The organism is Leifsonia sp. Root227 (genome assembly GCF_001428745.1).
Classification (GTDB): Bacteria; Actinomycetota; Actinomycetes; order Actinomycetales; family Microbacteriaceae; genus Leifsonia.
The window spans coordinates 455,831-481,385 of sequence record NZ_LMIO01000004.1 but is presented as its reverse complement, the minus strand read 5'-3'; the positions used below and the strand labels follow the sequence as shown (position 1 = coordinate 481,385).

The window sequence follows — 25,555 nt, the reverse complement described above, 5'->3', positions numbered from 1 at the left end:
CCGTGACAGAATCGCAAGCACGCTTGCGGAATTGGCAAGCACGGACCTCGGCAGACGGGACAGTGGATGCGCGAAGAGCTGGCACAGGTCGGCCCCAGGCTGCGGGTGGTCAGGCGCTCCCGCGGCTGGACCCTCGACGAGCTCGCCTCGCGCGCCGGGATGTCCGCGAGCACCCTCTCGCGCCTGGAGTCCGGCAAACGCCAGGCCAGCCTGGAGCTGCTGCTCCCGCTGACCAGGCAGCTCGGCATCCGCGTCGACGACCTCATCAGCGTCGACGCCCCCGATCCGCGCATCCACCGCCCGGTGATCCGGCGCGACGGGTTGATCATTGCGCCGCTCGCCCCCGAGGGTTCACCGGTGCACACGTACAAGATCACCTACCCTCCCGTCGTGACCCTCCCCGAGCTGCGCGTGCACGACGGCTACGAGTGGCTCTACGTGCTCTCGGGCCGGCTGCGCCTCAGGCTCGGCGACCAGGACCTCACGCTCACCCGCGGCGAGGCCGCCGAGTTCGACACCCGCACCCCGCACGCGATGTCGGCGACGGGCGGCAAGCCGGCGCAGGTCATCAGCATCTTCAACGACGAAGGGGCGAGGATGCACACCCACGCGCCCACCGCGCAGGACGACTGACCCTCGCGGTGCGCCGGCACGCGTTCACGGAGTCGGACTCGAACACCTCCACGCGGCCGTTGTAGCGTCGTCCTATGCCTCCGACCCTCGTGATCGCCCGCGCCGACTTCGCCTCCCCCGCCCTGCGCGAGTTCCTGCAGGCGCACCTGGACGACATGGAGCCGACGGCGCCGCCGGAGAGCAGGCACGCCCTCGACCTGGCCGCGCTGCAGGCGCCGCACGTCCGCCTCTGGACGGCGCGGGATGGGGAAACCATCGTCGGCACGGCGGCCCTGGCTGCGCTCGAGGAGCCCGGCCACGAAGAGCTCAAGAGCATGCGCACGGACCCGGCGCGTCGCGGCGAGGGCATCGCCGCGGCGCTGCTGGAGTTCGTGCTCGGCGACGCACGCGAGCGCGGCGTCGAGCGGGTGTCCCTGGAGACCGGTTCGATGGCGTTCTTCGCCCCGGCCAGGCGGCTGTACGCTCGGGCGGGCTTCGTGGAGTCCAGCCCGTTCGGCTCGTACACGGACGATCCGAACAGCGCGTTCCTGACCCTGGCGTTATAGGCTGGGCGCCGCCGATCCGATCGGCATCACCGGCCGACGAAGGGGAGACCGACCGTGATCACTGTGCACCTCCGCTACCAGATCGACGACGCGAAGCTCGCGGAGTTCACCGAGTACGGCAGACGCTGGATCCGGCTGGTCGAGAAGCTGGGTGGCGACCACCACGGCTACTTCATGCCGAGCGAGGGGGACAGCGACGAGGCGTTCGCGCTGTTCACGTTCCCGTCCATGGCCGAGTACGAGAAATACCGCACGGCAGCCGCGACGGACCCGGAATGCGTCGCCGCCGTGCAGTACGCGCGTGACACCGGCTGCATCCGCCGCTACGAGCGCCGCTTCACGACGCCGGTCTTCGAGTAGGCGTTCGCCGGCCGTGCTGCGCGCCTCCGCTCAGGCGAGCCGCGCATCCAGCCAGTCGAACATCCGCTGGTCGACCAGCGAGCGGGCGAGCGGCTCGCAGTGGAAGTTCGCGCCCTCGTCTGCGGTGAACGGCACCACGGTGGAGACGCCGGGGGTGAGCTCGGCGAGACGGCGGGACTGGCCAGGCCAGAACTGTTCGTCCTCCGGGTCGGTGATGAGCAGCGGTGTCCTGATCGAGGACGCGACGTTGTCGAGACGGTAGTTGAGGACCGCGGTGATCGTGTCGAAGTAGCCGTCCTTCTGGTACGGCCGCGCCCGGAACTCCCAGGTGCGTGCGAGGTCCGGCGAGAACTTCATGGCGAGCTCCATGTCGCGGTCGAACTTCTCCCTCTCGCCCTCCGCCAGCAGCTTCAACATGCTCTTCGGCAGGTGCCCCGTCCACGAACTGGACACATCCACGACGCCAGGATCGACGACGGCCGCGGCGATCCGGTGCTCGAACGCGAGCGCCCGCGGCACCCAGTAGCCGCCCTGGCTGATGCCGTAGAGCGCGATCTTGTCGCGGTCGACGTCATCCCGCCCGAGCAGGTAGTCGACGACCGGAGTGATCACGGCCTCCCAGTCGTGCCGGAACGGCATCCCGTGCTCGAACAGCATCGCCTGCTGGCCTGGGCCGTCGAACATGAGCACGTTGTACCCGCGCTGCAGCGCCCCGGCTCCGCCACTCGCCCACAGCGAGCTGATGGCGCCGTCGCTGCCGTTGTTCATGATGAGCGTGCGCCCCGATCCTGCGAGCCCCCACGGACGGAAGAAGTAGCCGGGCAGCGTCGTGCCCTCATACGGGATGCTCACCCGGTGGATTGAGACGGGCGTGGTGTCCACGAACCGGTCCCACGCGGCCCGGTGCGCGCGGAACGTCGAGAGCAGTGCATCCGACGACGGCAGCGACGCCACCGCATTGAGGGCCGTGCCGAGGTAGGTGGCCGCTCGCAGGTAGGAACGCGAGGCGCTGATGTCGTTCCCGGCCGCGGCCTGATCGTCGCCCGCCGCGCGGACGCGCGACCCGAGCGCCAGCCACGCCGCGAACCACGCCTCATGGTCGTGCTCGCCGACGGACTCCACCGCCGCAAGCACCTCCCCGGTGTCCGCGGCGCCCGAGAACGCGTGCCCGAGCACGACACGCAGCTCGAAGTCGAAATCCGGGTTGTGGAAGAACCCGTCGGAGAACGGGCCATGCGAGTGGTGCGGGCGCTGCTGATGCTGCGGATTCGAGCCGAGAGCCATGTCCGGCCTCCTTCGACGACGCGATGATGACTCGGTGCTGACGAGGTGGATCTGGTTCGGAGCCTAATCCTGTGCCGCGGTCGGCGCTATGGGGTCTGGCGTGGCTGGTCCCGGTCCTCGCGTGTCATTGGCGAGGCGCACACGGTGATACCCCACCTAAAGCGTCCTACCGTGAGGCGCCTGGCACCGAGGGCGCGACAGCCGTTGCACCCTATGCAGCCAGCTCGTCACGCACGCGTTGAGCGAAAACCCGCGCTCCGCTGCGCGAGAGCCGATCCAGCAGTTGCGCGGGTTCGACCGGCGGACGCTTCATCGCGGCCGCCTGCTCGGTAATGATTCGGCACGCGCCCTTCGGTGAGAGGTCGAACTGGTCGAGTAGGAACTCATCGAGCCGGACAGCTTTGAGTCCAAGAGCACCAAGCGCGCGGTCTGGAAAGTCTTTCGTGTTCTCCGTCACGATCACGTCGGCCCTGCCAACCAACGCGGCCGCCACCACGTGCGCGTCGTTCGGATCCGGAAGCTCGATGGAGTTCACCAGCGTTTCCCAACCCCTGACCAGGGCATCGTCGAATGCCTCGTTCATCGACCTGAACCGGCTACGAAACCGATTCGGGTCAACGTCTGGGTGAATGCGCTCCAGAGCACGCTGAGCCTCGTCAATGACCTTCGCGGACCACAGGGGCCGGAACGCTCCATTGTCAGCCATCCGAAGCATCGTGTCGCACGGTGCGACGGGCACCAGGACGCACGCGTCCAGAAAGGCCGAGAAGATGGCCAACGCTACGACTTCCGCGCCGCAGCCAAGGCATCTTGATATGCGTCAGCGTCCACGTCGTATAGACCATCCTCGTCCGCCTGACGAGTCAACTCATCGAGGCGGGCGCGCCGATCCGCCCTCTTGCGCTCCCGATATGCGAGCACATCGTGTAGTCGCAGGCGGCGATGGCGCGAGTCCCCCAGGCGATCGAACGGCAGTTCATTCTCGTCGAGGAGTCGGACGAGCGTGCTGCGGCTCACACCGAGCAAGCTGGCAGCTTGCTGCGTCGTCAACTGCCGATCGATCGGTTCAACGCTCACGGATTCGCCGTGCTGCATCGCCTTCACGACCTCTCGCAGCACATCGTATGCCTCAATGGGCAGAGGGATTTGCTCGCCGTCGGGGCCAACCAGGACAGCGGGCGCCGTGTGGTGCTCAAGGAACTGCGCTAGGTCCAGGAGTTCGCGGAGATCCTGCGGCGGGTCAACGACAACTGGGTCCTTGCTCCTTGCGCGTGTGTTAGCGATCATGAATAGATTATCGCCCAAAACGTTCAAAACGTCCATATCGTTCATCGCGTCCAGCGAATCCTGACCGGGCACCCGACCGCCCCCTATGCTGTGCGCATGAGCACGAAGAGCAAGCAGGGGCCGCATCGGGAAGAGACGCTCGACATCGGGGCGGGAGTCGGGCGGGGTGCGTGGGGTGCGTTCGCCGGGCTGATCGTCGCGGTGCTGATCGCGTATCCGCTGTCGGCGTGCATCGCGTTCGCCACGCATCCGGCAACGCAGAAGCTGTTCGGCGGGAGGCTCGAGTCGGCGTCGCAGTTCGGGTTCCAGGCGTTCTGGTGGATTCTGGCGCTGGGGTGCCTCGCGCTGCCGTTCCTGGTCGGCTTCGGAATCGCGAAGCTGTCGAAGCGCACGCTCGGGGTCATCGGCGGAATCGTCGGGATCTTCCTCATCCTGGTGATCGTGTTCGGGCAGGTCTTCGCGTTCTGACCCGTCCCGACCGGACTCGCCGGACCGTCAGCCGCGCGGGGATGCGGGGAGGCGCACCGTGACGCGGCCTCCGGCACCGGTGCCGCCGACGCCGTCGTTGCTCACCGCGACCGTCCCCCGGTGGCGTTCGACCACCTCAGCGACGAGGGCGAGGCCCAGGCCGTAGTGGCGCGCGCCCTCGTCGGTCGCCCGTGACGATGCGAAGCGCTCGAAGACGCGGCGGTCGGCTCCGTCCGCGAAGCCAGGGCCGTCGTCGCTGACGCTGAGGATCACCGAGCCCCTGTCTCGCCTGGTTTCGACGAGGACTCGGGATGCGGCGTGATCCACCGCGTTGTCGACCAGCGCCACCACCATCCTCCGCAGCGAAACGGGGGCGCCGGACACGACGGCCGGCGTCGACGCAGCCCCACCGCCCGCCACGGCCACGCCCGCGGGCTCAGCACCCGCCTCGCTCCCGCCACCCGTCTCGCTCCCGCCTCCCGCCTCGCTCCCCCCGCGCGTCTCGATCCGCACCCCGCGCTCCACCGCGCGCGCCTCCGCCGCGCGCGCTACAGCGGCGGCCACAGCGCCGAGGTCCACCTGCTCCGCCTCCGTCGCCTGGCGCGGGTCGGCCGCGATCAGCAGGTCTTCGACGATCTCGGTGAGGGCCTTGCTGTCGTCGACGATCTCGTCGATGCCCGACCGCACCTCCTGGTCGACGGCGGGGGACGCATCCCGTGCCCTGCGTCGCACCAGCTGGGCGCGCGTGCTGAGCAGCGTCAGCGGGGTGCGCAGCTCGTGGCTCGCGTCGGCGACGAAGCGCCGCTGCAGGGCGAGCGCGTCGGCCAGCGGTCGCATCGCTCGACGGGCGATGAACACGGCGATGAACGCGGCGGCGACAGCGGCGACGATGCCGGAGATGACGAGGGCGACGACCAGCCGGTTCAGCTCCTCCTGCTGCTCGGCGAGGCTGTAGGAGATCTGCACCACCTTGCCGCGGCGCACGTCCGTCACGGTCAGATAGCTGATGCCGTCCGCCTGAATGGTCGACGTCTCCGGAGCGCCGCCCGCCTCGACGCGGGAGAGGGCCGCCTGGTCCGGCAGGCCGTCCGGCATCCCGGGCGAACTGTCCGTGCCCTGCGGCGAGATCACCGTGATCAGCAGGTTGCGCGGGGCGTCGTGCACGGAGTCGACCATGGATGCGTCGGCCAGCGTGCGCTTCGCCGACTCCGCCTGGCCGGCCGAGACGACCGCGTAGACCACGAAGCCGAGCACGGCGAACAGCACCAGGATGACCGCGGTGAACTGCACGGCGAGCCTGGTCGCGGCGGAACGGGCCTCCCTGCGCTCCGGGGACGTCACGATGCCGACCCCATCCGGTAGCCGAGGCCGCGGACGGTCTCGATCAGATCGCGGCCGAACTTCTTGCGGAGGTGGTGCACGTAGGTGTCGACCACGCCGGGGTCGTCTGCGTCGGCGAAGACGCTCTCCAGGAGCACAGCGCGGGAGAACACCTGCGTCGGGCGCCTGGCGAGCTGTTCCAGCAGCGCCGACTCGCGCTCGGAGAGGACGACGCGCTCGCCCTCCGCTGTGACGACCGTCCTGTTTCCGACGTCGAGCATCCCGCCGCGGAAGCGCACTGCGGAGGCGGCGGAGCCAGTGGATGCGCCCCTGCGCCTCAGCACGCGCAGCCTGGCCAGCAGTTCGTCGATGTCGAACGGCTTCGCCAGATAGTCCTCCGCACCGCCGTCGAGGCCTTCGACTCTGTGGGCGGCGTTGCCGAGCGCGGAGAGGATCAGGACGGGGACCGTCGCACCGCTGGCGCGCAGACGGCGCAGCACGTCGAGCCCGTCGATGATCGGGAGCCCGCGATCGAGCACGATCACATCGACCTCCTCGGTCAGCCCGAGGTGCAGTGCGCGCTGGCCGTCCTTCGCCACGACGACCTCGTAGCCCTCCGAGGCGAGCAGTTCGGTCAGCATCCCGGCCAGGCGTGCGTCGTCCTCGGCAACCAGTACGCGGGGTGTCCCGTTCACTGTCGCAGTATAGGTGTCCGCTCCCTGCTCCATCCCGTTCACGCCAGTGGATGCGCGAAGTCGATGACACCGGCCCCGAGCAGTTCCCCGGCGTCGGTGAGGGCCAGCACGCCGCGAGCACCGCGCAGCACAGCCCAGTCGATCCCGGCAGGGCCGAGGGCGAAGACGGCTGTCGCGAGGATGTCGGCGGTGGTGAGGTCGTCGGCGATCACCGTCGCACTGAGCAGGCCGGTCGCCGGCGCGCCGGTGCGGCCGTCCACGATGTGGGCGCCGCGCTCGTACGCGCCGGAGGTCGCGACGGCGGCGTTGCTCACCGACAGCACCGCGAGCATCGCGGCGGGATCGGTGGGGGTGCGGACCCCGACGTTCCACGCTTCCACCGCCGCCACGCCTTCCCCGTCACCGCCTTGCCCGTCACCCTGAGAACCGACACCGCCAGGGCCGTCCCCGACCACCACGTCGCCACCCGCGTTCAGGCAGAACCGGCGCACCCCGCCCGCACGCACCTCCCCGGCCGCCCGCGCGGCCGCCCAGCCCTTGACCACGCCGTCCAGATCGAGCGTCCCGTCCGGCCTGTGGATGCGGAACGCGCCACCCGACGCCCGCTCTGCTCCTCGCCCAGCGCGATCGTCTCGGCCAGGTCCGCACTGAACGCGGCAGGGCCGAGCTCACCGCGGTTGGCAGCGCTCACCTCGCTGTCCGGCCGGTAGACGCTGAACCGCGCATCCGCCTCGCGCAGCACGGCGAAGGCGCGCGCTGCCGCGTCGGAGTGGTCGCCCGCATCCCGGATGTCGATGGACATCGGGATGCCCATGACGGTCTCGACGAACCTCACAGTTGGTCGATCGCCGACTGGAGCGACTGGATGTAGCCCTCCGAGGTGTACGTCGCGCCAGAGATCGTGTCGATCTTCGCGGACTGCGACGACATCGCCTCCTGGGTGAGCATCGGCACCGCCTGCTCGTTGATCGAGACGCTTCGCCTGTCCTGGTTCGGGGTCTGCAACGCGGTGATCGCCGTGATGGTCGAACCGGAGAACGTCACCTGGAGCTGGATGGGACCGTAGCGGGTGTCGACCGTGCTCCCCGTGATGACCTTGGTGGCCGACGCCGTCGCTGTCGACGGGGTCGACGTCGCAGACGGGCTGGGGGTGGAGGCGGACGAACCCGTGCCGGTGGACGTCGAACCGGTCGTGCCGGTCGACCCCGTTCCGGAGCCCGTCGACCCCGTCCCCGAGCTCGTCGTCCCGGCGACGGCCGCCGTCGTCGCCGTGCCCTGCTCGCCGATGCCGTACAGCTTCAGGCCGATGGTCCCGCCCATCACCACGACGATCACCGTGAACAGGATCGTCCCGCGCCACTTCTTCTGACTCATGACATGCTCAGTTCTTCTCGGTGGATGAAGCGCCCGGGCATCCCGAGCTCTCGGAGGGTCAGTTCCGCCCTGTCCGCCATGCCCTCGGGGCCGCAGATGAAGGCCTCCCAGTCGCGCAGAGCGGGGATGAAGTTCTGCATCGCAGGCACATCGAGCGGGTCGTAGCCGAGCTCGCTACGCCTGCCGGGCGCCGGCACCACGGTCACGCCGCGCATGGCCTGCAGTTCGGCGAGCAGAGCGAGGTGAGCCGTCGAGTGCGCGCGGTACAGGACGACGGGCTGCGCGCCGCGGTCGACCAACTCCTCTGCGAGCGCCCGGATCGGCCCGATGCCCGCTCCTCCCGCGATCAGCAGGATGCGCGACCTGCTCGCCCTGTCGGCGGTGAAGTGACCGAACGGTCCCTCCGCGAAGACGAGCGTGCCCTTCTTCAGGCCGGCCAGCCTGGTCGAGTGGTCGCCGAGAGCGCCGACCGTGATGCGCAGGTAGCCGTCGGACGGCAGGCGGGACACCGAGTACGGGTGCGCCGTGAGCAGGTGCCCCCAGGCCAGGAAGCGGAAGTTCATGAAGTTGCCTCCGCGGACGCCGAGGTCGCCCAGCCGGTGACCGCTGAGCCAGACGCTCGACACACCCTCCGCCTCCTGGATGACCGCTTCGACGCGCATCCGGTGACGCCACGCATCCATCGTCGGGAGCACGAAACGCCAGGTGAGCACGGCTGCGGCCGTCCCGAGGTACAGCGCGATCCACAGGATGCGGTTGACCGGCTCCCCGACGAAGTGCACCCCGCCGCTGAGCTGGTGGAAGAAGGTGAGGAAGATCGCGACGTACGTGGTGACGTGCAGCCAGTACCAGACCTCGTACGACAGCTTCGAACGGATCCACCTGGCACTGCTCAGCCCGACAACGAGGAACGCGATGGTGCCGATGAGCGCGGTCAGCATGTCCGGGTAGCTCTGCAGCATCGAGACGAACTCGTCCCACGGCATCGCCTTGTCGAGCAGTTCGCCTCCGATGACCATGAAGACGACGTGCGTGATCACCAGGAAGACCACGGATGCGCCGAGCGAGCGGTGCCAGGACACCAGCCGGTCGAGCCCGACCGCCCGCTCGAACCACGGCACCCTGGCGATCAGGAGCACCTGGGCGCAGACGAGGTAGGCGCCGAGCATCCCGCTCAGCTCGCCGACGGTGGTCGCGACGCTGGCCGGGGTGGTGGTGAACGTGGCAGGCACGGTGGCCCACCACATCCACAGCACCCCGACGAGACCGGCCGCCAGCACGATGCGGACGGTGAGGGAACGCCGCCGCCTGGCCGCGTGGCCGGCTGCGCGCGCTGCGACTCTGCGCGGTGTCGCGATCGCTGTCATGGTCTGATCTCCATGACATCAACGATCGCTGGTGATTCTTGCGCGATTCTTACTCCGGCTGGGGAGGGGCTGAGGCCTTCCTATGGGTTTGCCCAGCACGCAGCCCCTGCTGCTTCCGGCGCGACCCGCGCGTCCCGCGCGACCCGCTGAACGCGACGACGATCACGATCGCAGCGAACAGCACGAGGCTCACCTGCCCCGTTCCGAAGCCCAGCCCGTGGCGCGCGTGCGACACGGCCAGCCAGTCCGAGATGGATGCGCCGAACGGCCGGGTGAGCACGTACGACATCCAGAACGCGGCCGTGCCGCCGAGGCCCCACCACCGGTATGCGGCGCCGGGGAGGGCGAACAGCACCAGGAACACCAGGCCGGACGCCAGGTAGCCGAGACCGAAGGTGACCGCGGTGAGGTCGCCGACCGCCGTGCCGAGCGCGAACGTGGTCATCACCGCCGCCCAGTAGAAGAACTCGCGCGGCCTGGTGTCGATCGTGTGCACGGACAGGGTGCGCTGCGTGCCGTACCAGAGTGCGAACACCGCGGCCAGGATCACCAGGAACGCCGTCGTGGAGACCAGGTACGTCACGCCGAACTGCACGTGGATGACGTCGGCGACCATCGTCCCGAACACCGCCACCATCAGCACGGCGAACCAGTAGACCCAGGAGATGTACCTGCGAACGGCGAACTGCAGCACGAGGGCGACAGCGAGCACCAGCGCGGCGCATGCCACCGCCACGGGCGGATCGATCTGGTGCACCAGGAAGTCGGAGGTGGTCTCCCCCATCGCCGTGGTCAGCACTTTCGCCACCCAGAACAGGGCGGTCACCTCTGGGACTTTGTTGCGCAGCACCAGCACACTCTGCCGAGTCGGTTCCAAGAAAGCGCTAAGGCGCATCCACTGGCCGGGCAGTATGGTGAGCGATCATGGACCGGGAAAGACAACGCCTGCTGCTGGTGGAGGACGACCAGCAGCTCGGCCCGCTGATCGAGCAGGTGCTCGCGGAGACCTACGATGTCACGCTGGTCGCCGATGGCGACGACGGGCTTCGCGTCGGTCTGGAGGGGAGCTTCGACGCGATCGTGGTCGACCGCAGACTCCCCGGGCTGGACGGGGCGACCATCGTGGAGACGCTGCGCGCCCGCCGGGTCGTCACGCCCATCCTGATGCTGACGGCGCTCGGCAGCCTCGGCGACAGAGTCGACGGTCTGGATGCGGGCGCGAACGACTACCTGGTGAAGCCGTTCGAGTTCGACGAGCTGCTCGCCAGGCTCCGCGCGATCACGCGGACCTTCACCGGCGAGGGTCCGTCGCTGCCGGTGGGCGAGTGGCAGTTCTACCCGGAGAGCCGCTGCATCTACTCGCCGTACGACGGGCGCATCCAGCTGACCGTGCGGGAGAACGCGCTGCTGCGGCTCCTCGCGGAGAACCCGCTGCGCACGTTCACCCGCCGCCAGATCCTGAGCGAAGTGTTCGAGAGCGACGAGCAGCCGGGGACGGTCGACACCTACGTGCACTACGTGCGACGCAAGACGGACAAAGACCTGATCAGCACGGTGCGCGGCGAGGGTTACCGGCTGGGGCGGCCGTGACGCGCCGCGCAGAGAACGATGTGGATGCGACGGCCGTCCGTCGTGCATCCAGGGTGGTCGGCCTGCAGATCACCATCGCCTCCGGCGCGCTGGTCATCGCCGCGATCGGAGTGGCGTTCTTCTTCGTCCTCGACCAGCTCCGGCCTGCAGAGCTCGCGGAGAAGCCGCGGCCCGGCGAGCACAAGATCTACATCGACACCACAGAGGCGATGGTCGCGTTCGTCGTGGTCGGTGTGCTCGCGGTCGCGGTGGCAGGGCTCGCCAGCCTCATCATCACGCGCCGCGCCGTCGAGCCGCTCGGAAGGGCGCTGCGGATGCAGCGGACGTTCGTGCAGGACGCGAGTCACGAGCTGCGCACTCCGCTGGCCGTGCTCGACGCGCGCCTGCAGATCCTGCAGCGCGCCCTCGCAGCCGACGACCCGTCCTCGCCGATCGTCGCAGAGCTGCGCACGGACACGCGCGCCCTGATCGACATCGTGAACGACCTGCTGCTCGCCGCGGAGCCCGTCCAGGATGCGCCGGCTGGCCCGACCCGCGTCCTCGCCGCCGTCGGCAGGGCCGTCGACGCGATGCGCGTGCTCGCCGAGCCGCACGGCATCCTGGTGCAGGTGGATTCGGACACCGAGCAGGACCCGCAGGTCGCGATGCCTGCTGCGAGCCTGCAGCGCTGCATCACCGCGCTGGTGGACAACGCCATCGCCCACTCGCCGGACGGGTCGACGATCACGGTCGCGGTGCGCGTGCAGGGACGGACGGTGCTGCTGACGGTGACCGACCAGGGCGGCGGCATCCAGGGGATCGACCCCCGACGGATCTTCGACCGGTTCGCGCGGGCGCCCAGGACCGCGACGGGCGACGGTGGTGCCGCATCCCGTTCTGCGAGCAGTACTCGCCCGAGCTTCGGAATCGGCCTCGCCCTGGTCCGCGACCTCGCAGCGCGTGCGGGAGGGAGCGTCGACGTGGCGGCGACCGGCGGCGACGGGACGGTGCTCAGGTTGAGCCTGCCCAGCCTGCCGATCCGCTCAGGTTCCTAGCGTGTCGCGCTGTCTTGGAGGATTCTGAGACACAACAGGATGGGCTGGGGGGAACAGTCCGCCCTGCGTGGGTTCGCCTGTGAGAGGGGAGGTCACCCGGTGGCATTCGTCGCGACGCGTCCAGCGCCGACCCGTGTCCGGCCGCTCTCCGACGCCCGCTGGTTCGTCGCGACCGTCGCCGGGCTCCTGGCGACTCTGCTCTCCGCTGCCGGCTCGTGGATCCCGTCGCTGTGGGGCGACGAAGCTGCCAGCCTCATGTCCGCCCAGCGTTCCCTGCCGTCTCTGGCGTCGATGCTCGGCCACGTGGACGCCGTGCACGGCGCGTACTATCTGGGCCTGCACGTGTGGGTGCACCTCTTCGGCACCTCCCCGTTCGTGCTGCGCTTCCCCAGCGCGGTAGCCGTCGGACTGACGACTGCCGCGGTGGTGGTGCTGATCTGGCGACTGGACGGACGCCGGATGGCGATCGTCGCCGGAGCGGTCTGCATGATCCTGCCTCGCGTCACGTACATGGGCGAGGAAGCCCGCTCGTTCGCGTTCAGCGCCGCCGCTGCCGCCTGGCTGACTGTGCTGCTCGTCGAGATCCTGCACAGGCGGGAGGTGGGCCGCCGCTGGTGGTTCGCATACGGTGCGATCCTCGCGGTCGGCACCTACGTGTTCCTCTACGTCGCCCTGTTCGTCCTGGTGCACGCGATCATCCTCGCTACGGTGCGCGTGCGGAGGGCGACCCTGATCGGCTGGGCGGCCGCGGTCGCCGGAGCCGCGGTCGCCGCGCTGCCTCTCGGTGTCGTCGGGCTCCTCGAGCACCACCAGATCTCCTACCTGACCCAGACGGATCAGGCATCGTTCCAGATCCTGTTCAGCTCGCTCTGGTTCAGCTCCTGGTGGGTGGCCGCTGCGGCCTGGGCGCTCATGCTGGCCGCTGTGTGCATCCCGTGGTGGATGCGGACGCGCGCCGGCGTGCGCAACTCCTGGATGGTGACCGGGACCACGCCGACGCCGATCGCGGTCGGGGTCGCCTGGCTGGTCGTGCCGACCGGGGTGCTCGTCGCCGCGCACACCGTGATCCCCGATTTCACCGCCCGCTACGTCTCGTTCTGCGCTCCGGCCGCCGCGATCCTGGTGGCGTACGGGCTCCGGACGCTGTTCACGCTGCGCGCCTGGGCGGGCATCGCGGCCGGGGCGGTGCTGCTGGCCCTGATCGTCCCTGTCTACGTCGGGCAGCGCACGCCGTACGCCAAGAACGACAGCGACTGGGCGGAGCTCAGCGCGGTGATCGGCGCCCACGCGCATCCGGGGGACGGCGTGATCTTCGACGAGGGCGCCCGCCCCTCCCGGCGGCCCCGGCTGGCCATGCACACCTACCCCGCCGGGTTCACCGGGCTGGTGGACGTCACGCTCGAGGTGCCGTTCCAGCAGAACTACACCTGGCACGACACCGCGTACACCGTCGACCAGGCCGACTCCCGCGACCGCCTCGCCGGGATCGAGCGCGTGTGGCTGATCGAATACGCGGAGACCCCGGCGACGCCCGACAGCTGGGGGCTGGTGCCGCTGGAACGCGAGGGGTTCGTGCAGACCGGGCTGCGGATAGCCACGCACTCGGAACTGGTGATCGAGCTGGAGCGCTGACCGAAGCGCGCCGAGCATCCACTGCCGGTAGCGCATCCACTGCCGGTAGATTGCAGTGGACACCATCACAGGGGGGATGCGGATGCGCGCGGTGATCCTCGGCGGCACGGGCGCCATCGGCGGAGCGACGGCGGAGCGGCCGGCGCTGGACGAACTTGACGGGGTGCGTCGGCATGGCTGATCGCCTGGCTCCCTCGCCGCTGATCTCGCCGCCCAAGCTCCGGCCGGGCGACCGGGTCGCCGTGCTCTCGCCGTCGTTCGCCGCACCGGGGTTCGCGCCGGAGGTGCACGAGCAGGCGATGCGGAGACTCGCGGAGGCCACCGGGCTCGTTCCCGTCGAGTTCTCGACGACACGGCTGCTCGATGCCTCTCCCGAAGCGCGCGCTGCCGACCTCAACGCCGCTTTCGCCGACCCGGCCATCCGCGCGATTCTGGCGACCATTGGAGGCGACGACCAGATCACGGTGATCCCCCACCTCGACGCGGCCGCCGCTGTCGCGAACCCGACGATCTTCCTCGGGTACAGCGACAACACGAACATCCTCAACTGGCTCTGGAACCTCGGGATCGCGGCGTACTACGGCGGTTCGACCCAGGTGCAGCTGGGCGCAGGACCCGGCATCGACGACATCCACCTGGCCGCGCTGCTGGCCGCGCTCCTCGACGGCGGACGGCTCGACGTGACCGACCCCGGCGTCTCCGAGGACTTCGGGATCGACTGGCGCTCCCCGCTCGCCCTGACCGAGCACGGCGACCGCGAGGCGACGGAGCCGTGGGTGTGGGCGGGAGCGGAGAAGCGCGTGGTCGGTCCGACCTGGGGCGGCTGCATCGAAGTAGTGGACCAGCTCGCGGTCGCCGACCGGCTGCCGCCGGTGCAGGCGCTGCGCGGGGGCATCCTGCTGCTGGAGACGAGCGAGGAGGTGCCGCCGGCTCGGGTGGTCATGCGCTGGGTGCGCGCCCTCGGCGAGCGCGGAGTGCTCGAGGCCGTCTCTGCTGTGCTGCTGGCGCGGCCCCCGGCGAGCGAGTTCGGGAACATTCCGTCCGCGCCCGACCGAACGGCGTACCGGGCGGAGCAGAGCGCGACGGTGATCTCCGAGGTGCTGCGATACAACCCGGATGCGGTCGTCTGCACCGGCGTGCCGTTCGGCCACACGCGGCCCCAGTGGATCCTGCCGTACGGCGGGCTGATGGAGGTCGACGGCGTGACGAGACGGATCGTGGCGGACTACTCGGGGGTCGGGGGCGTGGTGAGCGGGCGATGAGCTCGTGGTGACGGCGATGGCCGTCCGGTCAGGCGCGATCGGCTACGCCCTGGCTGCATAAAGTTCTTCCGCGGACGCCAGGGCGGTCTTTGCGAAGTACAGATTGCAGCGCCACGCCTCACCGCTCACCCCCGCAGGCGGGCGTGCAGCTCCCGCACCGCCGCGCCCAGTGCCGCCTCCGCCGCCGGCTGCGTGGTTGCGGGGACAGTGGATGCGCTGAGCGCGACGATCGCGAAGCGGGAACCGTCCGCGTGCTCGAGCACCCCCGCCTCATGCCGCAGGTTGAGCAGCGTTCCCGTCTTGGATGCCCAGCGGGCGTCGTCGGAGGCGAGGTCGGGAGCGAGGCGGTGGCGCGCGGTGTTGCCGTGCAGGTGCTCGCGGAGTCGCTCGGCGGCAGCGGACGGGATGCCCCGCTCGCGCCAGATCGCCTCCAGGAGGTCGGCGAAGCCACTCGCGGTGACAGTGTTCGTCCTGGCAACGTCGAGCTGCCGCACCGGATGGCCGTTCGCCGGGGTGCTTCCGCGGATCGCGAGCGTGTGGGCGAGGTGGGCGTCGTCCGGCCCGAGGCGTTCGAGCGGTGTGTCTGACAGGTCGGCGAACGGGTGCCGGACGGCGACCCCCCTGATGCCGAGCCTGTCCAGGTCGGCCATCACCGCTGCGGCGGGGACGATGCCGAGCAGAGCGTCCGCTGCACCGTTGTCGCTGATGGTGATCGCGAGCGACACGAGATCGTCCACGGCGACGGTCGACGGGTGACGGAACCTGCCCGTGCCAGGCGTGCCCTCCGCAGGATCGCCGGGCGGCACCATCACGGGGAAGGCGCCGTCGAGTCTTCCGTCGGCGATTCTGAGCAGGACCGAGAGGGCGATCGGGACTTTCGCGAGCGACGCGGCCGGCGTAGGAACGTCCGCGTCGATGGCGACCTCGCGGCCGGAGTCGATGTCGCGGACGACGATGGATGCGCGGAGCCCGGCGCCGGCTAGGCCGGCACGGATGTCGGAGAGGAGGCGCTGGTCAGGCATGCGGGTCTCCGGGCGGTCGCACCGCAGGCGGTCGCACCGCAGGCGATCGCACCCCGAGCGCCCGCACCGCGGGCGGTCGCAGCGCATCCACCGCACCGAGCGCCGCCGCGAGCTCATCCGCTACCGCCGCGCGCACCACGTCCACGTCGTGCGCGCTGTCCCCGGCGAGGGCGTAACCGCGGGCGATGTCGAGCCCGGCGAAGGGCCGCCAGTGCAGCCCGAGGTCGTCCGCCTCCGCTCTGGTGCAGAGCAGCAGATCCCCGTCGGCGAGCACCGCGGCGAGGGCGGACGTGATCGACGCATCCACCGGGAGCTGCCCTGGCAGGAGTCCGGCGGCGTAACCGGCGCGGGTGAGCAGGTCCCGGACGTGCGGGAGGTCGTCCTCCGGCCCGATCCGGATGCGTGAGCCAGCGTCACCATCCCGTCGCGCGCTGGCGCCGCGGGACGTGCGCAGCCCGTCCAGCCGGAGCGGGCGATCGGACGGGCGGCGCCCCGCGGCGCCGAGCTCCGCGATCCAGGCCGCCTCATCCGCCGGCACAGCGAGCACCGCGACCCGCACCGCGAGGGTCGTTGCCAGCTCGGCGCGCCGGAGAGGAGGCGCCGTGCGGAACTCCAGCCGCAGGCCGACAGCGCGACCTGCCGCATCGGCGACCGCGAGATCCCTGGTCGGGCATCCGGTCGGCACCGCGACCGTCACAGGGCGGAGCCGCGCGCGTTCGGCGTCGAGCTCCACCTCGTCGGCCAGGCGGACCAGCCTGCGCGCGGACGGCACGAGGTCGCGGCCGAACGCCGTGAGGACCGCGCGGCGCGCGTTCCGTTCGAGGAGCGGCGCGCCGAAGTGCCGCTCGAGCGCAAGGATGCGGCGGCTCGCGACGGACTGCGCCACATCCAGGGCAGCGGCCGCGCGCGTGACCGTGCCGCGCTCGTCGAGTTCGACGAGCACCCGGAAAGCCGCGATCAGGTCCACCGCAGCAGCCTACGCTCATGCCCGATCAGCATGGGTCGGCGCGATCCGGTCTTCGACGGGATGAGTCGGACAGGCGAGGGTGAGGGGATGAACTCTCGCACACGATTCGTCCTCCGCGCCGCGGTGGTGTCCGTCGCGGTCTCCACCGCGGTCACCGGATGTCAGGTGGCCTCGCCGACCGCCCTTGCGCCGACGGCCGCTGTCTCGTCCACCTCCGGTACCTCCGAGGCCACGACGCGGGCGTTCGCCGCTCTCGAGCGCAGCCACGCAGCGGCCCTCGGGGTCACCGCGATCGACACCGGCAGCGGGCGCACCGTCGGCTTCCGGGCGGACGAGCGCTTCCCGTTCGCGTCGTCGAACAAGACGTTCATCGCCGCCGCCACCCTGCAGCGCGCGACGACGGCCGACCTCGATACCGTCATCCACTACACGCAAGCAGACCTCCTCGACTACGCCCCGATCACGAGCCGCTTCGTCGACACCGGCATGACCGTGCGCGAGCTCATCGACGCCATGCTCCGCTTCAGCGACAACACGGCGGCCAACCTGCTCGTCGCCCGTCTCGGCGGCCCGGATGCGGTGGAACAGTGGATGCGCGGGATCGGCGACCGCGTCACGAACGTCGACCGCGTCGAACCCGACCTCAACGCGGCGATCCCCGGCGACCCCCGCGACACGACGACGGCCGCCCAGTTCGCCACCGACCTGCGCTCGGTGGTGCTGGGGAAGACCCTCGAGACCGCCGACCGCACACTGCTGCGGAACACGATGCTCGACAACACGACGGGCGACGACACCATCCGCGCAGGCGTCGACCCCGCCTGGCCGGTCGCCGACAAGACCGGAACGGGCGAGTACGGCGTGCGCGACGACATCGCCGTGGTGTACCCGGCAGGGCGGGCGCCGATCGTCGTGGTGGTGCTGACGAGGAAGGACGCGCCGGACGCGACGCCGGACAACGCTCTGCTCGCCGAGGCGACGAAGATAGCCGTGGCTGCGCTTCGCCGGTAGGGGCGCGCGGACGGTGCTGACCGGCTACTCGCAGGCGACGCCGTCCCCGTCACGGTCGAGCTTGCGCGAGTAGCCGGGCTCGCCGACGTGGATGGGCGCGACGCCTGCCGCCCGTGCTGCTGCGCAATTGGGGTAGAAGGCGTCGGCGGGCGCGGGCGGAGCCGGGGCTGGCGGAGCGGGCGGGCCGGGGGCTGGCGGAGCCGGCGCAGGCGGAGCCGGCGCAGGCGCAGCGGGTGCGGGCGGCGCAGGGTCGGCGTTCACCGATTCGGCCGTCGACTCCGGCTGCGGAACGGGAAGCGGTGCGAACGGCGACACGGGTGCCTGCTGGTCCGCGCATCCGGAGAGCACGCGGGCGATGGCGTCGTGCTCGGCCTTCGTCACCCACAGTCCGTATGTGGCCTTCACCGACACCTGGCGGGCGACGTACGCGCACCGGAAGTCCTTCTTCGGCGGCACCCACGTGGCTGCGTCGCCCGCGCTCTTCTGGGCGTTGACGGCGGCTCCGACCGCGATCAGGTTCAGGGGGTCGTTCGCCAGACTGATCCGCTGTGCCTGCGTCAGGTTCTGGGCGCCGGTCTCCCACGCGTTCAGCAGCGGGACGACGTGGTCGATCTGCACGGCCAGCGATGTGGTGTTCCCGCGGGTGAACGGGATCGTCTTTCCCGTATACGCGTCCAGCAGCGTCCCCGACACCACCCGGCAGCCGCCGCTCACCGTCGCCGGGTGGAGGTCGCGGCCGAGGATGTCGTTGCGCGTGTCGCATCCGTTGCGGTCGACGTCGAGCCACGCCGCGCCGAACTCGCCCGTGCGGTCGTAGCCGGTCTTGGGCGCGCGTCCCTTGACCGGCAGCGTCTCCAGGAGGGCGGTCGCGGTGGTCTGCGTGGCCGAGGCGACGACGGATGCGGCGTCGACCGGCGCGGAGACCAGATCGGGCGCATCCGGCTCGGGGGTGACGGCGGGGGTCGGCGTGGAGCTGCGCGCCGCTCCGTTGCTCTGGGGCGTTGCGGCGGTCGCCCCGCAGGCGGCGAGGGCCGCGATCAGCCCCGCGGCGACGACGACGGCCGCTGCTCGCCGTCGCAGGCTCTCCCGGCGATCGTGGTGCGCCGGCCGGCCTGCCCGCTCTCCGCTGCTCTCGGCGGACGATTGCAGGGTGGGGCGCGAAGCAGACACGAACAGCAGTCTTTCAGGAAATCCACTGACTCCGCGCCCCCAGACCAGGGCGCATACATTGGATTTCAGTGGGTCAGGGTTGCTCGTCATCCTGACCGGGGCGCGACGCCGACCGGCGCCCGATCCCCCAGCCGACCAGGCCGGCGCCGATCAGCAGACCGACGATCGCGCAGGTCGCGCCGATCGCACGCTCCTCGGTCAGCGGGTACATGCCGCTGAACGTGCTGGACGACAGCGGCGAGTACGCGGTCCAGCCGAACGTGGCCGGCACGAACAGCAGCACGGCTCCGCCGATCACGACCAGCACGACAGCAACAGTGAGCAGCGCCCACACCACGATCCCCCGCATCGGCCCAGAGTACCGAGGCAACGCCGCACGCGCATCCACCCTCACCGGCGCGACAGCGGCGTCTCCTCCGTGACCCTGGTGAGCTTCTGCGGGTTGCGGACGAAGTAGAGGCCGACGATGCGGCCGTCAGCGACCTGGGCGGCGAGGACGCCGTCCATCACGCCGTCGACGCTGAGGACCAGGGCAGGGTTGCCGTTGACCGTGGTCGGAGCGCCGGTGACCGTCGCGCCCGTCTTGCGGATGCCGCCGGCGATGAAGCGCGCCACCTTGTCCGCGCCGACGATCGGGCGGAGTGCCGCCTGTTTCAGACCACCTCCGTCGCTGACGAGCACGACGTCTGGCGCGAGCACGGACAGCACCGCTTCCGTGTTCCCGGTCTCCACGGCGACACGGAACGCCTCAAGCGCGGCCCGCGCCTCCGCGGCCGACACCGGGACGCGCGGACGCCTGGCCTCGACGTGGCCGCGGGCGCGGTGGGCGATCTGCCGCACCGTGGCCGGAGCCCTGTCGACGGCGGCCGCGATCTCGTCGAAGCTGAATCCGAACACCTCGCGCAGCACGAACACCACGCGCTCGGTCGGGCCGAGGGTCTCCAGCACCACCATCAGCGCCATCGAGACGCTCTCCGCGAGCTCGGCGTCCTCAGCGACGTCCGGCGCGGTCAGCAGCGGCTCTGGCAGCCACGGGCCGACATACGCCTCGCGGCGACGCTGCACGGAACGCAGCCGGTTGAGCGCCAGCCTGGTCGCGATCCTCACCAGGTATGCGCGCTCGTTCTGGACCTTCGACCGGTCGACGCGAACCCAGCGCAGCCAGGTCTCCTGCAGCACGTCCTCCGCGTCGGCCGCGGAGCCGAGCATTTCGTAAGCGACCGTGAACAGGAGGTTGCGGTGCGCGACGAAGAACTCCGTCGCGTCCTCGGAGGCGGCGTCTCCCTCGTCTGCCTGCTCGTCCGCGAGCTCGTCAGTCAGCTCGCCGCGCGGCTCGTCCCCCCGCGCAACGCCCGGCTCGTCCCCACGTGCATCCCCGCTCACTTCCGCTCCCCTCGTCCGGCCACCGCCAGCGTGTCCGACTCTGCGAGCATACGGCGGCGGTCCCGATCGCCGAAGGCCGCCGGCAGCCTGGTCGCTCCCGGGTGCCGCGCTTCGAGCGTGAGCTGCTCGACCGTTCCCCAGCACACCAGCGCCTTCACCTTCGCGCCCGCGCGGCCGGAGATGAACGCGCGCGTCGCGGTGTCGTCCCTGTGCTCGAACTGGAAGATCCCGCTGTCGCGTCCGAGGCTCAGGCAGAGGCCGACGAAGCCGAGGGAGAACGGCGTCGGCTGCTCTCCCGCGATCCTGCGCAGCACCGTGTCGGCCGCGTGACCGCCGAGCGGGCCCGCCGCCTGGCAGCTCATCCGCACCGGAACGTCGGACGGAGCGGCAGAGTCGCCCGCCGCCACGATCCTGTCGTCGTCCACGCTCGTCAGTGTCTCGTCCGTGACCAGGCGACCGATCGCGTCGGTCGTCAGGCCGCTGCGGCGCGCGAGGTCGGGCACGCCGAAGCCGGTCGCCCAGATCGTCACCGCGCTCGGGATGCGGCGACCGTCTGACAGCTCGACCGCATCCGGAGTCACAGCGGTCACCCGCGAGCCTGGGCCGTCCTCGATCCGCACGCCGATGGCGGCCAGGCGGCGTGCGACCACCCGGCGAGCGCGCTGGTGCAGCGACGGGCCGAGCTGACCGGCGCAGAACAGCACGACGTCACGGCCCTGCTCGGCGAGCTCCGCTGCGGTCTCGATGCCGGCCGGGCCGGCGCCCACGACGCTCACCGGAGCCGCCGGATCTGCCGCGGCGAGCGCATCCCGTAGCCGCTCCGCATCCGCGAACTCGGCGATCGGCAGCGCGTGCTCGGCGGCGCCGGTCACCCCGAGGTCGCCGCGGCCGCTTCCCGCCGCGTAGACGAGGTGGTCGTATGCGATGCTGCCGCCGGACGCGAGGATCACTGTCCGCCGGGCTGCGTCGATGCGGTCGACCGTGTCCACCACGAGGCGGATGCGGTCGGCGAGCACCTTCCCGAAGTCGACGACGGCGTCGTCGGAGCCGCCGACGAGCTGGTGCAGCCGGATGCGCTCCACGAACATCGGCTGCGCGTTCACGAGCGTCACGGCGACATCGTCGCGCTTCGTCAGGCGGTTGGCGGCGGTCACACCGGCGTATCCTCCGCCGATGACGACGACCTGGTGCTGGGTGGTCATGGTGTCTCCCTTTTTCGTATCCATGCACCATCAGGACACCGGCCGAGTCCGGGATGTGACACGAACCTCGACGAACGCTCCAAGCCGGCCCAGCCCATCCCGGCCCAGCCCATCCCGGCCCAGCCCATCCGGGCCCATCCCGCCTCAGCTGTCGAGCAGCCCCCGGATGTCGTCCGCACTCAGCGTCCCGTCGAACGCACCGCCCGGGTCGTCCATCAGCGCCTCGAACAGGCGGGCCTTGCGCTCCTTCAGCGCCATCACCTTGTCTTCGATGGTGTCGTCGGCGATCATCCGGTACACCATCACGTTCTTCTGCTGGCCGATGCGGTGGGTGCGGTCGATGGCCTGCGACTCCGTCGCCGGGTTCCACCACGGGTCGAGCAGGAAGACATAGTCGGCCTCTGTCAGGTTCAGGCCGAAACCGCCCGCCTTGAGGCTGATCAGGAACGCCGGGGCGTCGCCGTCCCGGAAGCCGTCGATGACCTCGTCACGGCGGCGGGTCGAGCCGTCGAGGTATGCGTACCCGATGCCGCGCTCGTCGAGCCGGACGGCGACCGTGCGCAGCAGACTCGTGAACTGGCTGAAGATCAGAGCCCGGTGGCCGCCGGCCACCACATCGGCGAGTTCGTCCAGCAGCACGTCGATCTTCGCCGACGGGATGCCCGCATACTGTGCGTCGACCAGGGTCGCGTCGAGCGCCAGCATCCGCAGGAGCGTGAGCGAGCGGAACACGATGAAGCGGTTGCGGTCCAGATCGTCGACCAGTCCGAGGATCTTCTGGCGCTCGCGCTGCAGCACGAGGTCGTACAGCCTGCGGTGCTTCGGTGCCAGCTCGACGCGCAGCACCTGCTCCTGCTTCGGCGGAAGCTCGGACACGACCGCCTCCTTGGTGCGCCGCAGCATGAGCGGCCGCACCCGCTGCCGCAGCCGGACCAGCAGGTCGGGTCGGTCGCCCGCCGCGAGCGGCTTGAGGTACCGGTCGGTGAAGCTCGACCGCGGGGGCAGCAGGCCAGGCGAGACGACGCGGAAGATGGACCAGACGTCGAGGAGGTCGTTCTCCATCGGGGTGCCGGTGATCGCGAGCTTGAACGGCACCCGCAGATCGCGGGCGGCCTCGTGCGCCTTCGATGTCCTGTTCTTGATGAGCTGCGCCTCGTCGAGGATCAGCCCCGCCCATCCCACTGCCTGGTAGCGGGCGCTGTCGAGCCGGAACAGTGCGTACGACGTGACCACCACATCCGCGCCGTCCGCGATGGTGCGCAGCGGGCGGCGGCTCTTCGCCTGGGTGGCCGTGACGGCGCGCACGCTGAGCTCCGGTGTGAATCGCGCGGCCTCCGCGACCCAGTTCGAGACCACGGAGGTGGGCGCGACGACGAGGAACGGCGGACCGCCGGGTTCCCTGCCACGGGCGTGGGCGATCAGCGCGAGGGTCTGCAGCGTCTTGCCGAGCCCCATATCGTCGGCGAGGACGCCGCCCAGCCCGTGCTCCCACAGGAAGGCGAGCCAGCGGAAGCCGTCGACCTGATATGGCCGTAGGGTCGCCGCGACGGACGCGGGCACGGCGACATCGTCGGGCGACTCGCCATCGCGGATCGCCCGCAGACCCTCCGCAGTACGCCGCCACGATTCGGCCTGGTGCGCCTCGTCGGCGAGCTCCACGAACTCCGACCAGAGGCTCGCCTGATACCGGCTGATCCGCAGCGAGCCCGGCTCCCACTCGTCCAGCGACTTCGCCTCGTCGATGAGCGCCCTCAGCCGGTCGAACACCGGCTGCTGCAGCGACAGATAGGACTTGTCGACCAGGAGCAGCTTCGGCCGGCCCTGCGAGAGCGCCTTGAACAGCGGAGTGAACGGGATCGTGCGCCCCTCGACGGTCACCAGTACGCCCAGGTCGAACCAGTCGCGCTTGTCCGTCTCCACCGTGGTCACCACGAGCTTCGGCGTGTCCACCAGCTCGCGGTAGTCCGGCCGGTCCCCGACGATGTCGACCCGTACGTCCTTCCGGCGTTCCAGCGCGGGCAGGAGCGTCGCGGAGAACTCCGCCGCGTCGAGCCCGGTGAGCTCTGCGGCGTGCGGGCGCCACCCCAGCGCATCGACCAGTCCGCTGGGCACGGGATGCGCATCCACCGGCTCCTCGCCGATCGCGGACAGCCATGCCCAGTCCAGTTCGAGCCTGTCGTTCCCGGCGAAGGTGGCCGTGAGTACGAGCACGGGCGGCAGGATCTCCGGAAACTCGACGGACGCATCCGTGCTCACCACCTCGACCACGCCCTGCAGCCGCGGATAGTAGGAGCGCAGGAACTCGTCCGTCTCGTCCGCCGGCACCTCGATGGTGTCGTCGGCGGCGAGCAGCCGCCGCTGCTCAGCGCTCAGCGGCCTCGCCGTGCGCGCGAGCGTGAACCGGGGTACTGGGTCGAGGCTCCAGAGGTAGATGCCGTGGTCGGCGATGGCCCCGGCCGCCGACCCTGGATGCGCCGTCTCCCCCACGATGGCGACCGTGCGCAATCGCAGGCCGCCGTCTGGCAGTGTGTCCGCATCCACTGCCACGGACGCGCCATCGGCGACGTCGACATCCGTCTCGCGCTTCCCCGTGACGAGCGCGATGCCCAGCCGCTCCCCTTCCTCGAGCAGCGGCCACAGCAGTGGACTCGCGAACTCGTCGATGGAGAGCCAGTCCGCCTCGCCTGGCACATACACATCCCGACCGGCCCGGTGCAGCGCGGCGAACTGCCCGAACCAGGCGTGCTGCGCCGGATCGAGCGACAACCGGTTGAGCAGATGAGGCAGCGCCGACCAGGTGAGCGACCCGCGAACCCAGTTGCCCGTGCCGCTCCGCATGACGGGACGCACCCCCAGCCGCAGCATCCCGCGAGCGCCCTTGCCTGCGTTCGCGACTGCCGCGGCGGTCGCGGTGCGGGACGTCGGCGCATCCCACCGGCCCGTGGATGCGCGCGTGCGCTCCCGCAGCTCGAACTGCAGCCCCAGCGCGGCGGCGCGGGCGGGCGCGGCGGCCAGAGAAGCCGCGGAGGCGGCGGGACGGGTGAGCCCGGAGACCTGCGCCTTCCACCCGGCGGGAGTGGGGGTGTCGGGCATGGGACTCAGCCTCTCACGCGCCGGGGACACGGGAGGGCGGACATCACCGGCTCACATCGTCTGCCGCATCCCGCCGTCGATGACGATGTCGGCGCCTGTCAGGTTGCCGAGGAGCGGGGACGCGATCATGGTGACGAGGGCGGCGACCTCCTCCGGCGTCGTGAAGCGGCCCGTCACCATCGCCTGCTCCGCGCCGTGCCGCACCTCCTGCGGGGTACCGCCGCCCGCTGCGGAGACCGCCTTGGCCACTCCGCCGTCGCCGAGCCAGAGCGCCGTCGCGACGGGGCCAGGGCTGATCGCGTTCACCCGGATGCCGCGCGGACCGAGCTCCTTCGAGAGGGACTTGCTGAAGCTGAGCACGGCGGCCTTCGCGGCGCTGTAGTCCATCACCAGCGGGTCGGCGAGTTTCGAGTTCTCGCTGGCGATGTTGACGATCGAGCCGCCGTCCGGGATCTTCCCGAGGAGCGCGCGCGTGACGCGCACCGTGGCGAGCGTGTTGAGGCCGTAGGTGCGCATCCAGTCGTCGTCGGTGATGGAGGCGAACCCGCCGGGGCGCGACGGTGCGGCCCCGACATTGTTGACCAGGAGATCGACCGGTGCGTCGACCTCGTCGGCGAGCGCGGTGATCCTGGCCGGGTCGGACAGGTCGACGGAGACGAAACGGAATCGGTCGTCGGCCTGCAGGGCTGCGATGTCGTCCGTGACGGTCTTGGCGATGGCGGTCACGTGCGCGCCCTCGGCGAGCAGCGTGCGCACGATGGCGAGTCCGATGCCTCTGCTGGCACCGGTGACGATGGCGGTCTTGCCGTTCAGGTGAAGGTCCACAGTGCGAGAGTATGGCGCAGGTCGGGATTCG

Annotated in this window: 28 protein-coding genes; 10 read left to right on the top strand and 18 right to left on the bottom strand. The window is 70.6% G+C overall.

The genetic code is table 11. The features are described from left to right. The first annotated feature begins 66 nt into the window (after positions 1-66). The 3 genes from ASE16_RS17065 to ASE16_RS17055 all read left to right on the top strand — a co-directional run bounded on the left by ASE16_RS17065 (position 67) and on the right by ASE16_RS17055 (position 1,538). Positions 67-633: a helix-turn-helix domain-containing protein gene (locus ASE16_RS17065; protein ID WP_055897877.1), complete on the top strand. Its 567-nt coding sequence runs from the start codon at positions 67-69 to the stop codon at positions 631-633. Between the two features lie 74 nt (positions 634-707). After that, on the top strand, positions 708-1,178 hold the full coding sequence (locus ASE16_RS17060; protein WP_055897872.1) for a GNAT family N-acetyltransferase: 471 nt from the start codon (positions 708-710) through the stop codon (positions 1,176-1,178). A 54-nt stretch (positions 1,179-1,232) separates the two neighbouring features. Next, a complete protein-coding gene (locus ASE16_RS17055) occupies positions 1,233-1,538 on the top strand; it encodes an NIPSNAP family protein (RefSeq protein ID WP_055897869.1) in 306 nt (101 codons plus the stop codon). A gap of 30 nt (positions 1,539-1,568) precedes the next feature. Here ASE16_RS17055 and ASE16_RS17050 read toward each other — a convergent pair whose 3' ends face one another. From ASE16_RS17050 to ASE16_RS17040, 3 genes are all read right to left on the bottom strand, one after another. Next, the gene (locus ASE16_RS17050) at positions 1,569-2,822 is read right to left on the bottom strand and encodes an alpha/beta hydrolase family protein (RefSeq protein WP_055897865.1); all 1,254 of its coding nucleotides are present in this window, start codon (positions 2,820-2,822) and stop codon (positions 1,569-1,571) included. Between the two features lie 211 nt (positions 2,823-3,033). Then, the gene (locus tag ASE16_RS17045; RefSeq protein ID WP_055897862.1) at positions 3,034-3,600 is read right to left on the bottom strand and encodes a PIN domain-containing protein; all 567 of its coding nucleotides are present in this window, start codon (positions 3,598-3,600) and stop codon (positions 3,034-3,036) included. A gap of 2 nt (positions 3,601-3,602) precedes the next feature. Further along, positions 3,603-4,181 (bottom strand): helix-turn-helix domain-containing protein, encoded by a 579-nt coding sequence (locus tag ASE16_RS17040; RefSeq protein WP_235500559.1) that lies wholly within the window; start codon positions 4,179-4,181, stop codon positions 3,603-3,605. Positions 4,182-4,205: 24 nt separating this feature from the next. On the opposite strand from ASE16_RS17040, the gene ASE16_RS17035 reads away from it, so the two are divergent. Then, positions 4,206-4,577, top strand: coding sequence for a hypothetical protein (locus tag ASE16_RS17035; RefSeq protein WP_055898951.1), 372 nt, complete (start codon positions 4,206-4,208; stop codon positions 4,575-4,577). Positions 4,578-4,604: 27 nt separating this feature from the next. On the opposite strand, the gene ASE16_RS17030 is transcribed toward ASE16_RS17035, so the two are convergent. Genes ASE16_RS17030 through ASE16_RS17005 form a run of 7 tightly spaced genes read right to left on the bottom strand, consistent with a single transcriptional unit; the run spans position 4,605 to position 10,183 of the window. Beyond that, a complete protein-coding gene (locus ASE16_RS17030; RefSeq protein ID WP_235500558.1) occupies positions 4,605-5,918 on the bottom strand; it encodes a sensor histidine kinase in 1,314 nt (437 codons plus the stop codon). Beyond that, the gene (locus ASE16_RS17025) at positions 5,915-6,592 is read right to left on the bottom strand and encodes a response regulator transcription factor (RefSeq protein ID WP_235500557.1); all 678 of its coding nucleotides are present in this window, start codon (positions 6,590-6,592) and stop codon (positions 5,915-5,917) included. Before ASE16_RS17025 ends, ASE16_RS17030 begins: the two co-directional genes overlap by 4 nt. Positions 6,593-6,630: 38 nt before the next feature. After that, a complete protein-coding gene (locus ASE16_RS17020) occupies positions 6,631-7,137 on the bottom strand; it encodes an FAD:protein FMN transferase (protein ID WP_235500556.1) in 507 nt (168 codons plus the stop codon). Next, positions 7,065-7,427: an FAD:protein FMN transferase gene (locus tag ASE16_RS20170; RefSeq protein ID WP_235500555.1), complete on the bottom strand. Its 363-nt coding sequence runs from the start codon at positions 7,425-7,427 to the stop codon at positions 7,065-7,067. The genes ASE16_RS17020 and ASE16_RS20170 overlap by 73 nt, the downstream gene beginning before the upstream one ends. After that, on the bottom strand, positions 7,424-7,966 hold the full coding sequence (locus tag ASE16_RS17015; RefSeq protein WP_055897855.1) for an FMN-binding protein: 543 nt from the start codon (positions 7,964-7,966) through the stop codon (positions 7,424-7,426). The genes ASE16_RS20170 and ASE16_RS17015 overlap by 4 nt, the downstream gene beginning before the upstream one ends. Further along, positions 7,963-9,333, bottom strand: a complete 1,371-nt coding sequence (locus tag ASE16_RS17010) for a ferric reductase-like transmembrane domain-containing protein (RefSeq protein WP_055897852.1) — start codon at positions 9,331-9,333, stop codon at positions 7,963-7,965. Before ASE16_RS17010 ends, ASE16_RS17015 begins: the two co-directional genes overlap by 4 nt. Positions 9,334-9,382: 49 nt before the next feature. After that, complete coding sequence (locus tag ASE16_RS17005) at positions 9,383-10,183, bottom strand: hypothetical protein (protein WP_235500554.1); 801 nt, start codon at positions 10,181-10,183, stop codon at positions 9,383-9,385. 74 nt (positions 10,184-10,257) lie between these two features. Here ASE16_RS17005 and ASE16_RS17000 point away from each other — a divergent pair, with 74 nt between their 5' ends. The 5 genes from ASE16_RS17000 to ASE16_RS16985 all read left to right on the top strand — a co-directional run bounded on the left by ASE16_RS17000 (position 10,258) and on the right by ASE16_RS16985 (position 14,851). After that, positions 10,258-10,923, top strand: a complete 666-nt coding sequence (locus ASE16_RS17000; protein ID WP_055897848.1) for a response regulator transcription factor — start codon at positions 10,258-10,260, stop codon at positions 10,921-10,923. Next, the gene (locus ASE16_RS16995) at positions 10,920-11,957 is read left to right on the top strand and encodes a sensor histidine kinase (RefSeq protein ID WP_157480433.1); all 1,038 of its coding nucleotides are present in this window, start codon (positions 10,920-10,922) and stop codon (positions 11,955-11,957) included. The genes ASE16_RS17000 and ASE16_RS16995 overlap by 4 nt, the downstream gene beginning before the upstream one ends. Before the next feature lie 99 nt (positions 11,958-12,056). Continuing rightward, positions 12,057-13,589, top strand: a complete 1,533-nt coding sequence (locus ASE16_RS16990; RefSeq protein WP_055897842.1) for a glycosyltransferase family 39 protein — start codon at positions 12,057-12,059, stop codon at positions 13,587-13,589. A gap of 55 nt (positions 13,590-13,644) precedes the next feature. After that, a complete protein-coding gene (locus ASE16_RS20295; RefSeq protein ID WP_268765825.1) occupies positions 13,645-13,770 on the top strand; it encodes a hypothetical protein in 126 nt (41 codons plus the stop codon). Beyond that, positions 13,763-14,851, top strand: a complete 1,089-nt coding sequence (locus ASE16_RS16985; protein ID WP_055897838.1) for a S66 peptidase family protein — start codon at positions 13,763-13,765, stop codon at positions 14,849-14,851. Before ASE16_RS20295 ends, ASE16_RS16985 begins: the two co-directional genes overlap by 8 nt. A 125-nt stretch (positions 14,852-14,976) precedes the next feature. Here the strand turns inward: ASE16_RS16985 and ASE16_RS16980 are convergent, their stop codons facing one another. Together ASE16_RS16980 and ASE16_RS16975 are read right to left on the bottom strand one after the other, a co-directional pair. Further along, entirely contained in the window at positions 14,977-15,873 is an 897-nt protein-coding gene (locus tag ASE16_RS16980; protein ID WP_055897834.1) for a serine hydrolase, read from the bottom strand. Further along, positions 15,866-16,840 (bottom strand): LysR family transcriptional regulator, encoded by a 975-nt coding sequence (locus ASE16_RS16975; RefSeq protein ID WP_082581541.1) that lies wholly within the window; start codon positions 16,838-16,840, stop codon positions 15,866-15,868. The genes ASE16_RS16980 and ASE16_RS16975 overlap by 8 nt, the downstream gene beginning before the upstream one ends. 87 nt (positions 16,841-16,927) lie before the next feature. Here ASE16_RS16975 and bla point away from each other — a divergent pair, with 87 nt between their 5' ends. After that, positions 16,928-17,851, top strand: a complete 924-nt coding sequence (bla, locus tag ASE16_RS16970; RefSeq protein WP_055897830.1) for a class A beta-lactamase — start codon at positions 16,928-16,930, stop codon at positions 17,849-17,851. A gap of 24 nt (positions 17,852-17,875) precedes the next feature. Here bla and ASE16_RS16965 read toward each other — a convergent pair whose 3' ends face one another. The 6 genes from ASE16_RS16965 to ASE16_RS16940 form a co-directional block, all read right to left on the bottom strand. Continuing rightward, positions 17,876-19,021: a GmrSD restriction endonuclease domain-containing protein gene (locus ASE16_RS16965; RefSeq protein WP_055897827.1), complete on the bottom strand. Its 1,146-nt coding sequence runs from the start codon at positions 19,019-19,021 to the stop codon at positions 17,876-17,878. 73 nt (positions 19,022-19,094) lie between these two features. Next, the gene (locus ASE16_RS16960; protein ID WP_055897824.1) at positions 19,095-19,370 is read right to left on the bottom strand and encodes a hypothetical protein; all 276 of its coding nucleotides are present in this window, start codon (positions 19,368-19,370) and stop codon (positions 19,095-19,097) included. Positions 19,371-19,411: 41 nt separating this feature from the next. Continuing rightward, complete coding sequence (locus tag ASE16_RS16955; protein WP_414843041.1) at positions 19,412-20,230, bottom strand: RNA polymerase sigma-70 factor; 819 nt, start codon at positions 20,228-20,230, stop codon at positions 19,412-19,414. Positions 20,231-20,400: 170 nt separating this feature from the next. Next, entirely contained in the window at positions 20,401-21,606 is a 1,206-nt protein-coding gene (locus tag ASE16_RS16950; protein ID WP_055897821.1) for an NAD(P)/FAD-dependent oxidoreductase, read from the bottom strand. Between the two features lie 144 nt (positions 21,607-21,750). Further along, positions 21,751-24,699: a DEAD/DEAH box helicase gene (locus tag ASE16_RS16945; RefSeq protein ID WP_055897817.1), complete on the bottom strand. Its 2,949-nt coding sequence runs from the start codon at positions 24,697-24,699 to the stop codon at positions 21,751-21,753. A gap of 51 nt (positions 24,700-24,750) precedes the next feature. Next, complete coding sequence (locus ASE16_RS16940; RefSeq protein ID WP_055897814.1) at positions 24,751-25,524, bottom strand: SDR family NAD(P)-dependent oxidoreductase; 774 nt, start codon at positions 25,522-25,524, stop codon at positions 24,751-24,753. Positions 25,525-25,555 lie beyond the last annotated feature (31 nt).